Annotated in this window: 14 protein-coding genes; 3 read left to right on the top strand and 11 right to left on the bottom strand. The window is 67.6% G+C overall.

The window, feature by feature from the left end:
- The first annotated feature begins 2 nt into the window (after positions 1–2).
- The gene (locus KTC28_RS03145) at positions 3–389 is read left to right on the top strand and encodes a nuclear transport factor 2 family protein (protein ID WP_216709687.1); all 387 of its coding nucleotides are present in this window, start codon (positions 3–5) and stop codon (positions 387–389) included.
- 34 nt (positions 390–423) lie between these two features.
- Here KTC28_RS03145 and KTC28_RS03140 read toward each other — a convergent pair whose 3' ends face one another.
- The 7 genes from KTC28_RS03140 to radA all read right to left on the bottom strand — a co-directional run bounded on the left by KTC28_RS03140 (position 424) and on the right by radA (position 8,426).
- The gene (locus KTC28_RS03140; protein WP_255602225.1) at positions 424–1,218 is read right to left on the bottom strand and encodes a DUF1295 domain-containing protein; all 795 of its coding nucleotides are present in this window, start codon (positions 1,216–1,218) and stop codon (positions 424–426) included.
- Between the two features lie 11 nt (positions 1,219–1,229).
- Positions 1,230–3,011, bottom strand: a complete 1,782-nt coding sequence (locus KTC28_RS03135; protein ID WP_216709685.1) for an AMP-binding protein — start codon at positions 3,009–3,011, stop codon at positions 1,230–1,232.
- Positions 3,008–3,439: a nuclear transport factor 2 family protein gene (locus KTC28_RS03130; RefSeq protein WP_216709684.1), complete on the bottom strand. Its 432-nt coding sequence runs from the start codon at positions 3,437–3,439 to the stop codon at positions 3,008–3,010. The genes KTC28_RS03135 and KTC28_RS03130 overlap by 4 nt, the downstream gene beginning before the upstream one ends.
- An 80-nt stretch (positions 3,440–3,519) precedes the next feature.
- Complete coding sequence (locus KTC28_RS03125) at positions 3,520–4,746, bottom strand: acetyl-CoA acetyltransferase (RefSeq protein ID WP_216709683.1); 1,227 nt, start codon at positions 4,744–4,746, stop codon at positions 3,520–3,522.
- 233 nt (positions 4,747–4,979) lie between these two features.
- Positions 4,980–6,332 carry a cysteine--tRNA ligase gene (gene cysS / locus KTC28_RS03120; RefSeq protein WP_255602224.1) on the bottom strand — a complete coding sequence of 451 codons (1,353 nt, stop codon included), beginning with the start codon at positions 6,330–6,332 and terminating at the stop codon, positions 4,980–4,982.
- On the bottom strand, positions 6,329–6,982 hold the full coding sequence (locus KTC28_RS03115) for a CvpA family protein (RefSeq protein WP_216709682.1): 654 nt from the start codon (positions 6,980–6,982) through the stop codon (positions 6,329–6,331). Before KTC28_RS03115 ends, cysS begins: the two co-directional genes overlap by 4 nt.
- 73 nt (positions 6,983–7,055) lie before the next feature.
- Positions 7,056–8,426 (bottom strand): DNA repair protein RadA, encoded by a 1,371-nt coding sequence (gene radA, locus KTC28_RS03110; RefSeq protein WP_216709681.1) that lies wholly within the window; start codon positions 8,424–8,426, stop codon positions 7,056–7,058.
- 175 nt (positions 8,427–8,601) lie between these two features.
- Here radA and KTC28_RS03105 point away from each other — a divergent pair, with 175 nt between their 5' ends.
- On the top strand, positions 8,602–9,108 hold the full coding sequence (locus tag KTC28_RS03105; protein ID WP_216709680.1) for a PEP-CTERM sorting domain-containing protein: 507 nt from the start codon (positions 8,602–8,604) through the stop codon (positions 9,106–9,108).
- A gap of 52 nt (positions 9,109–9,160) precedes the next feature.
- On the opposite strand, the gene KTC28_RS03100 is transcribed toward KTC28_RS03105, so the two are convergent.
- Positions 9,161–9,442, bottom strand: a complete 282-nt coding sequence (locus KTC28_RS03100; protein ID WP_216709679.1) for a hypothetical protein — start codon at positions 9,440–9,442, stop codon at positions 9,161–9,163.
- 50 nt (positions 9,443–9,492) lie between these two features.
- Entirely contained in the window at positions 9,493–10,104 is a 612-nt protein-coding gene (locus KTC28_RS03095) for a TMEM175 family protein (RefSeq protein WP_216709678.1), read from the bottom strand.
- Positions 10,105–10,180: 76 nt separating this feature from the next.
- Here KTC28_RS03095 and KTC28_RS03090 point away from each other — a divergent pair, with 76 nt between their 5' ends.
- Positions 10,181–12,457, top strand: a complete 2,277-nt coding sequence (locus tag KTC28_RS03090; protein ID WP_216709677.1) for a patatin-like protein — start codon at positions 10,181–10,183, stop codon at positions 12,455–12,457.
- On the opposite strand, the gene KTC28_RS03085 is transcribed toward KTC28_RS03090, so the two are convergent.
- The gene (locus KTC28_RS03085) at positions 12,454–13,035 is read right to left on the bottom strand and encodes a PEPxxWA-CTERM sorting domain-containing protein (RefSeq protein ID WP_255602222.1); all 582 of its coding nucleotides are present in this window, start codon (positions 13,033–13,035) and stop codon (positions 12,454–12,456) included. The genes KTC28_RS03090 and KTC28_RS03085 overlap by 4 nt on opposite strands.
- A 236-nt stretch (positions 13,036–13,271) precedes the next feature.
- On the bottom strand, positions 13,272–13,778 hold the full coding sequence (locus KTC28_RS03080; protein WP_216709676.1) for a DUF4142 domain-containing protein: 507 nt from the start codon (positions 13,776–13,778) through the stop codon (positions 13,272–13,274).
- Positions 13,779–13,917: the final 139 nt, after the last annotated feature.

Below are 13,917 nucleotides of genomic sequence, written 5' to 3'. Positions count from 1 at the left end.
CCGTGACCGAACAGGAAATCCTCGACTTCGCCGAAAAATTCGTCGGCGCGATCCAGAGCGGCGACGTCGCCACCGTCCGCGCCTGCTACGCGCCCGGCGCCAAGCTGTGGCACAATACCGACCGCGTCGAGCAGACCGTCGACGAGAACATGGCGGTGCTCGACTGGTTCGTCCGGACGCTGCCCGATCGCAACTACCGCGTCGTTCGCCGCGTTGCGCTCGCCGACGGTTTCCTCCAGCAGCACGTCCTCGAGGCGACGCTGCCCGACGGCACCGCGTGGTCGATGGACGCGTGTTGCGTCATCAAGATCGAGGACGGCCTGATCACCCGGCTCGACGAGTATCTCGATTCGGCGCAGGGCAAGGCACTGCGCTCGTTCGGGCGGTAGCGCGGCCGCCGATGCGGGGGCCGCGGTCCCCGCATCACGCCGCCTTGGGAAACCACGGCACGAACGCCGGGGTGCGGCGGACATAATCGTCGTAGCCTGGCTTCTTGCGCTTCATCCGCCCCTCGATCGTCGGGGCGCCCGACCATTTCATCAGCGTCCACGTCAGCAGCACCGGGCCCGGCAGCGCCCAGAGTCCGGTGCCGGTCTCGGCGGCGATCGCGAACAGCCCCCACCACGTCAGCGCATCGCCGAAGTAGTTGGGGTGGCGGGTATAGCGCCACAGGCCGCGGTCCATGACCTGTCCCGCGTTTGCTAGGTTCTTGCGGAAGCGCGTCAGCTGCCAGTCGCCGATGCTCTCGAAGACGATCCCGCACAATGCCATCCCCGCGCCGATCATCCCGAGCGTTCCGACCGGCGGGCCGCCGTCGACCTGCCCGAGCTGGACCGGCAGGCAGACGATGAACAGCATCGGCGCCTGCGTCGCAAAGACGAGGACGAGCGTCGCGCGCGCAAAGCCCCAGCCCTTCGCCTCCTGCGCGCGACCGAGCATGACCTGATAACGGCGGTCGGGGCCGTGATCGCGCCACCGCCACAACATGTACCCGCCGAGCCGCAGCCCCCACAAAGCGCACAGGCCGAACAGCAGCGCCTTGCGCGTCGGATCGCCGTCCGCCTGGATGAACGTCGTCCCCGCCATCGCCACCATGCCGAGCGCCCAGACGCTGTCGACCGGTGTCACGTCGCGCGTCTGGAGGCAGATCGCCCAGAGCAGGAGGAACAACAGGATCAGTATCGCGGCGTTCGTCGCCACCAAGGTCAGCGCGGTCATCATAGTCCCCCTTAGATGACGCCGACGCCGGGTCCCGGCGGCTCGGCGTACAGCGCGGCAACCGCGGGCTGCCGATTGTCGAGTACGGCGCGGCGGTTGATCGTGCCCTTGTCCGAAATCTCGTTGGCGTCGACCGACGGCGGGGTAGCGAGCAGCAGCACCCGGCGCACCGTCGCCGATCCGCCATGCTGCCCGGCATTGTAGCCGCGCAGCCGCTCGACGACCGCGTCGAGGGTCGCCGCCGGAGTCCCCCACGCCAGCACGGTCAAATAATCGCGGCCATCGTCGGCGAGTACGACCTCGCCCACCAGCCCGGCGAGCGCCTTGAGCAGGCCGTCGCGGAGCTGTCCGCCATAGACCCATGTCCCGTTCGACAGTTTGAACTCCTCCGCCAGCCGTCCGGCGAAGGCGAGGCCCGCCTCGGGCACTGCGGAATCGTGGAACACCGCGAGATCGCCGGTGCGGTAGAAGCCCTCGTCGTCGAACGCCGCTGCGGTCTTGGCCGGGTCATCGAGATAGCCGCGCATCACATTCGGCCCGCGTAGCCGCACCTCGAAGCGCTCGTCGTACGGAACCAGCTTGACCTCGAGCCCTGCCGCCGGGAGGCCGATGCCGACCTTGTCGGTCGGGAAATGGATGACCATGCAGCCGGTGACGGTCTCGGTCATGCCGTAGCCGGTGGTCATGTGGATGCGATGCCCGGTCTCGGCGACCGCCATCGCCTGGAGCCGGTCGAGGACGTGCTGAGCAAGCCCCGCGCCGCCATAGAGCATCAGTCGCAGCTTGCTGAAGAACTGGCGGCGGAGGACTGCGTCGGTCTCCATCGCGTCGACGAGCATCGCATAGCCGAGGGGCACGTTATTGAAATACGCGACCGGGAATTCGCGCAGGTTGCGGATCGTCGCGTCGAACAGCCCCGGCGCGGGCTTGCCGGCATCGACGTACAATGTGCCGCCCTCGAGCAAGGTCGCGCGCAGGACCGACGACCCCGCCGCGTGATGCCACGGCAGCCAGTCGAGCATCGTCCCGCCCCAGCCCGCCGCCTTGCCGATCGCAAGCAGACCCTGCTGCGTGCACGCGGCGATATTGTCCTGCGTCGTCGGCACGACCTTCGGCAGGCCGGTCGACCCTGAAGTCAGCATATACGAAGCGAAGGCTTGCGGATCGACCGCGGCAATTGCGGCTTCGACCGCCGGGGTTATGGGGGTGGCGACGACGTCGGCCCACGCCGTCGCACGCCCGCCGAACAGTGCTGGGTCGGGTGTCACCACCGGGATGTCGCCGCCGGCCGCGACGACCGACGCGGCAAGCGCGGGACTGGCGTCGGTATAGATCAGCGCCGGATTTGTCTTGGCGATGACGTGGCGCAGCCGCGCACGGTCGCCGCCCGCCATGCCGTAGGCGAGGCCGACCGGGCAGTGGATCACCCCGGCGGCGTAGGCGGCAAAGGTCAGGACTGCGGCGGGGAGGGTGTTGCCTGCAATGACGATGATCGCCCGGCCGCGCGGGACATGGTCGAGCAGCCATTGTGTCGCCGCGTCGATGTCGTGCTTGAGCGTGGCATAGCTCGTATGCGCCCATTCCCCGTCGGCCCCGCGAAACGCGAGCGCAGTCTTGTCCCCGGCGCGGGCGGCGCTCGCGGCGAAGGCGGCGGGAATGTTCGCCTCATACGCGCCGAGCTCGATCCTTGAGCGGATGACGATGCTGCCGTCGTCGCGGCGATCGACCGCGAGGTCGACCGGCATGAACTCGGCCTCGCGGAACGGGGCCGCGAGCGCTCCCGTCGCGCTCATCGGGCGACGGGGCGGCTTACCAGTTCGGTGACCTGGACCGGGACCGGCTTCCCCGCCTTCTGGTCGTCGATCACGCTGCGGTCGACGTAGTCGCGCCAGCCGCTGATCTTGTCGCCGCGAAATTCGATGACGCCGCAATACGGCGCGATGATCGTCTTGCCCTCGGGCGTGTCGTATTCGTCGACGCCTTCGACGAACAGGCGGTCGGCGGTTTCGGCGTGGGTGAAGATCCGCCACCGCACCGCGCCGACTCCCGGCCCGAACGCCGCGAGGAACTTGCGCGCTTCGTCCTTGCCGTGCGCCGCCGGGGCGACCGCGGCAGCGTAATGCCAGACGATGTCGTCGGTCATCGCGGCGAAGATGAAGTCGGTGTCCTTGCGCTTCCACGCGTCGATGACCGCGCTGAATTGCTTAAAACGAGTGTCCATCTTTTTCTCCCCTGCTGACGCCGCCGCGGGTCCGAGCAGCAGCCCGGCCGCGGTCGCCGCGACAAATTCACGTCGATCGATCATGCCGCCGCGCGGTCGACGATGAAGCTCACCGTCGTCGTCGTCGAACCGCCGATATTGAGCGTCTGGACGGTCTTCGCGCCCTCGACCTGATAATCCCCGGCGGTCCCCGTCACTTGCTTGAACGCGTCGAGCGCCATGCGAATGCCGGTCGCGCCGACCGGGTGGCCGGTGCCGATTAGTCCGCCCGACGGGTTGATCGGCAGCGCGCCGCCGCGCTCGATCGTGCCGTCCTCGATCGCCTTCCAGCTTTCGCCGGGGGCAGTGATGCCGAGATGATCGATCGCCATATATTCGGTCGCGGTGAAGCAGTCGTGGGTCTCGATCAGGTCGATCGCGTCGAGGTCGATCCCGGCGCGGGCGCGCGCATCGACGATCGCGCGGCGGACCTGCGGGAAGACATAGGCATCATCGCGGCTGTTGCGGATCTTCTGCGAATAGCTGATCGGCGCCGAGCGGTGCCCCCAGCCGGCAATCCGCGGCAGGCTGTCGAGGGCGATGCCGCGCTTGGCGGCGTATTCGGCGGCACGCTTCGGCGAGGCGAGGAAGACGACCGCGGTGCCGTCGGTGACCTGCCCGCAATCCATCTTGCGCGTCCGCCCTTCGACCACCGGGTTCGCGGCGTCGTCGGCGGTGAAGCTTTCGGGCGTGAATTTCCACGCGCGCGTCTGCGAATTCGGGTTGTGCTTGGCGTTGCCGAAATTGATCTCGGCGATCCGCATCAGGTGCGCGTAGTCGAGGCCGTAGCGCCTTTCATATTCGTCGGCGAGATCGGAAAAGGCGCGCGGCCAGACGAACTTGGCGTCACCGAATTCGTGGCCGTTCCACGCCGCCGCGCCGAGGTTTTCGGCTGCGGTCTGGCCCGGCACGTTGCGCATCTGCTCGAGCCCGACGACGCAGGCGAGGTCGTAGCGCCCGGCTTCGATCTCGGCGGTGGCGGCGAGCATGGCGACGCTGCCCGACGCGCATGCCGCCTCGTGACGCGCCGTCGGCAGGCCGTCGAACACTGGGTCGACGAGGCCGAAGAAGCCGCCGAGCAGCCCCTGGCCGGCGAACAGGTCGCCGACGAAATTACCGACGTGGCCGGTGTCGATCTCGGCCGGATCGAGCTTCGCCGACGCCATGCCCTCGTTGATCACCTCGGCGAACGCCCCCGCCATGTCGATCCCGCGTCGATCCCAGTTATGCGAGAAATCGCTCTGCCACCCGCCGAGGATATATGTCATCTAGCGCGTCCTGTCCCAAGTGGGTTCGGTTATACAAGTGTCGCGGCGAGGCGCAAACGCTTTGTTGCGGCGGAAGGATGGGCGGATTGCTCGATCGCGGGTGCAAACGGTCATCCCCGAAAAAGCAGGGCCCATCTCCTAGGGTCGGTTGATGAAACCCCGCGCTCACGAGGATCAGCGTCATTGTATCAGCGAAATATCATCCGCCGGAGAAACTGCCGTGAGACGTAGCGTCAGGCGCGCCGCCACGTCGTGCCGCCGGGGCCGTCTTCGAGAATGATGCCCTGCGCCACGAGATCGTCGCGGATGCGATCGGATTCGGCGAAATTCTTGCCGGTGCGCGCAGCGGTGCGGGCGGCAACGAGGTCGTCGATAGTCGTGGCGACCGGCGTCGCATCCGAGGTCGCCAGAACAAGTTGCTCGGCATGCTCGGGGATCGGCTCGAGCAATCCCATCAGCCCCATCGCCGCGCGCATCCCGCCGACGTCGTCGAGGCGCGACAGGCGCGCGATCGCCGCCACCACGGCGGGTGTGTTGAGGTCGTCGGCCAGCGCGGCAATCACGCGCTCGGGCACCTCGGTCGCGGCGACGTCCGAGCGTCGAACGAAACCCTGCCAGCGGTCGAGCGTCGCCTTGCTCTGCGTGAGCAAGTCCTCCGTCCACGCCAGCGGCTGCCGGTAATGCGCGCTCAGCAGCGCCAGCCGCAGGACTTCGCCGCTCCACCCCTGCTCTAACAGTGCATCGACCGTGACCACATTCCCCAGCGACTTCGACATCTTCGTGTCGCCCATGCTGAGAAAGCCGTTGTGCATCCATACCCGCGCCAGCGGCGCACCGTCGTGGGCGCAGCTCGACTGGGCGAGTTCGTTCTCGTGGTGGGGGAAGATCAGGTCGAGCCCGCCGCCGTGGATGTCGATCGTGTGTCCAAGATGCGCGGCGATCATCGCCGAGCATTCGATGTGCCACCCCGGACGCCCGCGGCCCCACGGCGATTCCCAGCCGGGCTGTTCGTCCGCCGAAGGCTTCCACAGGACGAAGTCGGCGGGGTTGCGCTTGTACGGCGCGACCTCGACGCGAGCCCCGGCGATCATCTCGTCCAATGGGCGGCGCGACAGCCTGCCGTAATCGCCCGGCGCGGCAACGTCGAACAGGACGTGGCCCTCGGCTTCATACGCGGCCCCCTTGGCGATCAGGTCGCCGATCATCGCGACCATCTGCGGGACATGATCGGTCGCGTGCGGCGCGAGGTCGGGCGGCTGGACGCCGAGTGCGCCCATGTCGGCGAGGTAGTGCGCCTCGTAGCGGTCGGTAATGACCTTCGGGTCGACGCCTTCCGCGACCGCCGCCGCCATGATCTTGTCGTCGATGTCGGTGATGTTGCGCGCGTAGATGACGTTTTTCGCGCCGTAGGTGTGGCGCAGCAGGCGCTGGAGCACGTCGAACACCACCGCGGGCCGGGCGTTGCCGATGTGCGCGCGCCCGTAGACCGTCGGGCCGCAGACGTACATCGTGACGCGCTTCGGATCTGCAGGTTCGAAGTCGACCTTCGCCCGGCGCATCGTGTCGTAGAGGCGGATCGGGCTCACAGAGGGGTCTTGCTGCCGCTGTCGAGCAACCGGTCGAGTGCGCCGCGATCGTCCTTGTCATAGCCCTTGGCGGCAGGGTGCCCGCGGCTTGGCCGGTCGTGCCCGGCGCGGTCGCTGCTCACCGGCTCGTCGACCGTTGCCGCCGGGGCCGGGTGGCGGCGCTTCTCGACGAAATCGACCATCGCCTTTGACGTCACTTCGAGCAGCGGCGCGGTCCGCGATGCGGTCAGCCACAACGGGCGCGGCGCGCCGTCCTCCATCGTGTCGTAGCCGAACTGGACGATCAGGAACAGGATCGATGCCCCGATCAGCCCCTTGAACGCGCCAAAGCCGAGGCCGAGGACGCGGTCGACCGGGCCGACAACCGATGACTTTGTGCGGTCGCCGAGCTCGCCCGCGATCATCCGGAAAACGATGAACGTCGTCAGGAAGATCGACGCGAAGGCGAGGATGGCCGCGCCAGAATCGGTGCCGGTGATGTGGAGCGCGACGGTCTTGCCGACCGGATACAGGAACCGCACCGCCATGATCGCCGCGACCCACGCGAGCAGCGACAGCACCTCGGTCACGAACCCGCGCGCGAGGCCGGCGAGGCCCCCCAGGAGGATGAGCAGGAGGACGACGATGTCGAGGGCGGTGAGACTGGCCATGTTGCGGGGGTGTTAGCGGGTCCCGCCCATGCCGTCATCCCCGCCTTCGCGAGGATGACGGCCAACATTTTGGTCAGGTCTTCACACCCAAATGATCGACCAGCCCGGCGAGCGTGCGGAACTTCGCCGTGCGCATGCCGCCGCTCGCGTCGGTGCTCCCCGGCACCAGCGCCGCGGCGAAGCCGAGCTTCGCCGCCTCCTTGAGGCGCAGCCCGGCGTGGCCCACCCCGCGGACCTCGCCCGACAGCGCGATTTCGCCGAACGCGACGGTGTCGTGCCCGACCGGGGTCTCGGTCAGCGCCGAGACGAGCGCGGCGGCGACCGCGAGGTCGGCGGCGGGATCGTTGATCCGCAGCCCGCCGGCGACGTTCAAATAGACCTCGCAATTCGAGAAGCTCAGGCCGCAGCGCGCTTCGAGGACCGCGAGGATCATCGCCAGCCGCGCGGTGTCCCAGCCGACGACGGCGCGGCGCGGGGTCGCCCCCGACGGCAGGCGGACGACGAGCGCCTGGATTTCGACGAGGACCGGGCGGGTGCCCTCCAAGGCCGGGAACACCACCGCGCCGCTGACCGCGTGCTCGCGGTCGGTGAGGAACAGGCTCGACGGGTTGGCGACCTCCTCGAGCCCGTCGGCCCCCATCGCGAAGACGCCGATCTCGTCGGTGCCGCCGAAGCGGTTCTTGACCGCGCGGAGGATGCGGTACTGGTGGCTGCGCTCGCCTTCGAAATACAGCACGGTGTCGACCATGTGTTCGAGCACGCGCGGCCCGGCGATCTGCCCGTCCTTGGTGACGTGGCCGACGAGGACGAGCGCGGCTCCCGATGTCTTGGCATAGCGGATCAGCTCGTGCGCGGCGGCGCGGACCTGGCTGACGGTGCCCGGGGCGCCTTCGAGCGTGTCGCTGTGCATCGTCTGGATCGAATCGATGACGACGAGCCCCGGCGTCGTTCCCTGCCCGAGCGTCGTCAGGATATCGCGGACCGAGGTCGCCGCGGCGAGCGCGACCGGAGCCTTGGCGAGTCCCAGCCGCCGCGCGCGCAGGCGGACCTGATCGGCGGCCTCCTCCCCCGAGATATACGCAACGCGGGTGCCGTCGAGCGCCATCCGCCCGGCGGCCTGCAACAATAGCGTAGACTTGCCGATCCCAGGGTCGCCACCGATCAGCACCGCCGACCCCGCAACCAGCCCGCCGCCGAGCGCGCGGTCGAGTTCGGCGATCCCGGTCGAGGTGCGCGGCGGGATGGCGACGTCGTCGTCGAGCCCGGTCAGCCCGATGCCGCGACCGCCGCTGCTCAGCGAGTGCTTGGCGCTGAAGGCGGTAACGACCGGGGCCGCCTCCTGCTGGATCGTGTTCCACTCGTTGCAGTCGCCGCATTGCCCCGCCCAGCGCGGACTCGTTGTCCCGCACGATTGGCAGACGTAGCGAACGGCGGCACGGGCCATGCGATCTCCGGTGAACGAAACAGGAACATAAGCGCGCGGGCGACGGCACGCAACCGGATTACTTGCGGGTGTGCCGTCGGTAATCAAGCCAATCTTAATGGATTATGGTTATTGAACCGTAACGACTTGGGTGCCGGGGATTCGGGCGCGCACAAGATTGGCGATGGGGATGGGTATGACACGACTTTTCAAGCGCTTGGCGATTGCCGCGATTTTGGTGCTCCCGGCCGCCGCTGACGCCAGCGTGTGGAAGATCAATGGCGTGTTCAGCGATGGCACCGCGCTGGCCGGACGCTTCTCGTTCAACGTCTACGGCTTCCTCGACACCGCGCACCTGACGACGCAGGCGCAGGGCGTGTTTACCGGCGCGACCTATGCGGTCCCCAGCGACTCGGCGTCGAACACCGCGTTCGGGCTCGACGTGAACCAGCACGATTACACCGCCGACCTTCATCTCGGCTTCGCGTCGGACATCACGACGGCGACCGGCAGCGTCGCGCTGCTGACGTCATCGTATGAATGCCGCGGGTCGGGAAACTGCTACAACGCGAGCGGCGGCGACGTCCGCTATCTGGTCTCAGGGATCGCGACGGTCCCCGAGACGGCGACGTGGGTGATGCTCGTCGCCGGGCTGGGCTTTGCCGGTGCCGCACTCCGCTACCGCCGCTTAACGCGCGCCTGATCCGCCTTCGCCTTGCGGCTGACCGGTGGCGACGGTCAGGCTGGCATCGCGGTCAATAGAGCTGCCAGAGGAGCGCGACCGCCACGGTCAGCAGGCCGATGCCGGCAAAGAAGGTCGCTTCGGCAATCCGCTCGATCCACTGCCTCGGCCTCTCGCTGCGGATCACGACGTACGACAGGAACGTGCTGCAGAGCAGGCACAGCGCCGCCACCCACGCCACCTCGTCGGCATAAGTGATCGCCGTCGAATGCGTCAGCCGCAGTCCGGTGAGGATGAAAAAGCACACGCCGAGCAGGTTGGTCGCGGCATTGAGGATATTGGGGTGGCGATCCATCCCCCTGCTTGGCACTTCGCCGCGTGGCTGTCACCGCTCGCGCCGCGCGCCTAGACCGCTTTCGGTTTGCGGTTGACCAGCGCGGTGATGATCGGGCTGCTCAGCAGCGGGATCAGCGCAAGGTGCGGCGAGACCATCGCAAAGCCGAACGCGAGGACGCCGACGATGATGGGGGCCCAGCCCGCACGCGCCCAGCGACGCAGGTCGTCGAGCCCGCCCGGCGCGGCGAGCGGCCCCTTCATCGCATAGCGTTCGAGAAGCAGGTTGAGGACGCCCGCGAGCGTCAGCCATCCAGCATAGACGCCGACCGCAACCCGCGTGCTGACATAATGGCTGACGAGCGCGGTCGGGAACGGCATGAACGCGATCGTCATCAGGAACAACATATTGCGCCAGATCAGCCCGTCGTCGACGCTCTGCAGCCGCCCGAAGACACGGTGATGGCCGATCCAGAAGCGCCCGATGACGAAGAAGCTGACGAAGAAGCCGATATATTGCGGGATGAGATCGGCGAGACCCTGGGCGATGCCCTGCTCGGTCTCAGGCGTCGTCACCGGCAGATGGACCTCGATAATCAGCAGCGTGATCGCGATCGCGAACACCGCGTCGCTGAAGAACGCCAGCCGCTCGAGCTGGAAACGGTCGTGGCTCTTGTCGGTCATGTCGCCCCCTGAGCGGTGAAACTATTCGGGGTTCCGGCCGAATGATAGCGTAGATGGACGGCAGGGAGGCGTGACGATGCGCGAGAAGGAATTGCGGCTCGCGCTCGTCTGCTACGGCGGGGTCAGCCTCGCGATCTACATGCACGGCATCACCAAGGAGGTGTGGAAGCTGCTCCGCGCGTCGGCGGCGCGGACGCACGGCGAGGCACCGTCGGGCGATACCGAGATCGTCTACGCGGCGCTGCTTGATGAACTCGAGCCGCATCTCAACCTCCGCGTCCTCGTCGACATCGTTGCAGGGGCGTCGGCGGGAGGCATCAATGGCATATTGCTGTCGCACGCGATCGCCGGCGGGCACGACATGGAGCCGCTCCGCGACCTGTGGCTGGCGGGGGCCGACGTCGACCGGCTGCTCGATCCGCAGGCGGTCGCGCACGGGCGGATGAGCAAGTGGTGGGCGACGCCGCTCGTCTGGTATGCGCGGTCGAAGGGCTATGGCATGGCCGACGACGTCGTCGATCCGGCGGCGCGGGTCGAGGTTCGCGCCAAGCTGTCGCGCTTCATGCGCTCGCGCTGGTTCCGCCCGCCGTTTTCCGGCGTCGGCTTCACTGCGATGCTGTACGACGCGCTCAAGGCGATGGAGACCCATGCGCCTGCGCCGCCGCTGATCCCGGAAGGGCTGCCGCTCGACCTCTTCGTCACGGTGACCGATTTTCACGGGCGCCCCGAGGCGCTCGCGCTGCACTCGCCGCCGCAGATCATCGAGACCGAGCATCGGCTGGTGATCGACTTCCATAGCAGTGGTGAACACGCCGGGCCGCGCAGCATTGGCGACCCCGCCGAACTCGCCTTCGCCGCGCGCGCAACGGCGTCGTTTCCGGGGGCCTTCCCGCCGGCGCAGGTCGGCGAGATCGACGCGGTGCTGGCGGAGCGCAACGCCGCGTGGCTGGGGCGGACGGCGTTCCTCAAGCGGATCTTCCCGCGCCGCGCGGCGATGGGGCAGGTCTATGAGCAGGCCTCGCTGATCGATGGCAGCGTGCTCAACAACCGTCCGTTCGGCCCGGCGATCGAGGCGCTGCGTCACCGCCCGGCGCACCGTGAGGTCGACCGCCGCTTCGTCTATATCGACCCCAAGCCCGGCGCGCACGGCGGCAAGAGCACGCCCGGGGAGCCGCCGGGGTTCTTCACGACGATCCTCCGCGCGCTCGCCGACATTCCGCGCGAGCAGCCGATCCGCGACAATCTCGAGGCGATCGCGGCGCTGTCGGTGCGGGTCCGGCGGCTGCGGCAGGTCGTCGACGGCATGGCGGGGCAGGTCGACACGGCGATCGAGGGGGCAATCGGCGCGCGCTTCTTCTTCCTGCCGCTGTCGGCGGCGCGGCTGTCGGACTGGCGGTCGCGGGCGCAGACGGTCGCGGCGCAGCGTGCGGGCTTTGCCTATTCGGCATACGGCCAGCTCAAGCTCGCGCAGGTCGTCGACGGCATTGCTGCGCGGATCGCCGCACTCGGCGGGTCGGGCCCGGGCGTCACTGCTTATGTTGCCAGCCAGGCGCTCGTCGTCGAGGATGCCGCCGAGCGCGGCGGGGCGGGGTCGGCGTATGTCGGCTTTCTGCGGCGTTTCGATCTCGACTTCCGCATCCGGCGGCTTCGCTTCCTGCTGCGGCGGTTGAACCGGCTCGCAGTGGCGCAGATCGACTTGGCCGACCGCCATGCGATCGAGGCGCTCAAGGCATCGATGTACGCGTTGCTCGCCCCGTATCTCGACCGGCGGCGCGACGAGTTCTACGGCGATGACGTCCGCGCCGGCGTGGCGGGCGAACCGGCGGCGGCGATGGCGGCGTTCGAGGCGGCGCTCGACCTGCGCGCGCTCGACACCGCGACCGACGCGCGGCTGGTCGAGCTGTTCGCGATGGACCTGACCAAGGATGTCCGCCGTGCGCTGCTCCGCGCCTATCTCGGCTTTCCGTTCTACGACATCGCGATGCTGCCGCTGCTCCAGGGCGACGGGCTCGACGAATTCGATGAGATCAAGGTCGACCGGATCGCGCCGGAGGACGCGACGACGATTCGCGGCGGCGGCTATATGGCGACGCTCAAAGGGACGCAGTTCAACTCGTTCGGCGCGTTCTTCAGCCGCGCCTACCGCGAGAACGATTATCTGTGGGGCCGCCTCCACGCCGCCGACCGGCTGATCGACATCGTCGTGTCGACGGTCGACGATGCGATCGACCCGGTACGGATCGCCGCGCTCAAGAAAAAGGCGTTCGACGCGATACTCGACGCCGAACGCCCGTTCCTGACGGCAATTCCCGACCTGTTCGCGACACTGCGCCGCGAGATCGACGCGGCTTAGGCGGCCGCTGCGACTGCCCGGCGTGACCGCATTCCGGCACCGACAAAGCCGAAGCCGCTGATCATCAACGCCCATGCCGCCGGCTCGGGAACCGAACCGATTGCGACGCTGGCGCCCGGGGTGGTCTCGACGCGATACCCGTGGAGGTTCGACCCGGTGAAGTCGGCATAACCATATTGGGTGCCACTGCCGCTATCGAAGCGGAAGCCGAGAATGCTTTCCGAGCCCGAATACTGGATTGTCGTCGGGGTCGCGAACGACGAGAAGCCGGTGAACGTCGTCGGCCCGATGTCACCGCCGCGATTGGCGAAGAATACCGATGGCTGCGGGCTCGAGTAGAAGGGGAAGCCGAGGCTCGTGACCTCGAGCCCGCCGCCGGTCGAGACCGCCTCGGGGCTGAACGAATACGCGCTCTTGTCGATCGTGCTCAGCGTCAGGCTGTTCCCGCCGCCGGTTTCGATCGTGTACGGCGTATTGTAGGTGCTTGCGTTGACGATCGTCGTCACGACCTTGGCATTCGCCATCGCGGCGACACCGATCGCCATTATCCCGATGCTGCCCGTTATCCAGAATCGCATGCTCGTCTCCATCGCCATCTCAAAGTCCCCCGCGGCACTACGGGGCTGGAGGACGGGCGGACGCGCGTTTGATTAACTATGAGCCTGTATTTGCGATGAACCGAAGCGGTACGGATCGCTCGATCAAGATGGTTAATAACCCTTCGACATTCATCCACCGAAACGAGGTGTCGCCGACGTGAAAACGGCGCAGCGGGATTCCCGCCGCGCCGTTTCGAAGTTCGGTGCTTGCTGGCTTACTGTGCCTTGATCGCCCCCGACGACATGCCCTTGATCATGTCGAGGTGCTTCTCGACGACCGGGACGATCATGCCGGCAGTGGCCTTGAGCTGCGGCTTGTCGCCCGACATCGCGAACTGCTTTTGGAACATCAACGTGTCGCGGTGCGCCTGGATCTGCTGCTTCTTATACAGCGTGTCGCGCGCTGTGCCCGACGTCCGCTTCAGGCTGTCGATCATCGATTCCTGCTTGGGGGTCATCTTGGGGGTCATCGCGGGCAGGCCATCGGCGGCAGCCGCCGCCATGACATCGCTCGTCGACTTGCTGTGGTCGGCGATCATCATCTGGGCGAAGCTGGCAACCTGCGGATCGGCGCTGCCGGTTTCGAGCTTGGCCGATTCGATTTCGAACATGTCGGACGCGCCCGCCTTCATCACATAGGTCTTGGCGGGGAGCGCAATTGCCGATGCAGCAACCGGAACAAGCGCGACGGCAGCAGCAGCGAGCAAGGTAAATCTCTTCATGGGAAACTCCTGTTTTCGATCGTGCCGGTCAATGCCGCTCCCGTGGCGAGGTTCCCGCCGGGTTGCACCCGCCGGGACCCCATGCTAACGCCCCGCTCGCCTAACGCCGGGGGTCCGCCCTGCGGTTCCGCGTGGGGCA

This window comes from Polymorphobacter megasporae, from assembly GCF_018982885.2.
Classification (GTDB): domain Bacteria; phylum Pseudomonadota; class Alphaproteobacteria; order Sphingomonadales; family Sphingomonadaceae; genus Polymorphobacter_B; species Polymorphobacter_B megasporae.
Note: the sequence above shows the minus strand (reverse complement) of the source record. Positions and strands in the feature narration are given on the sequence as shown.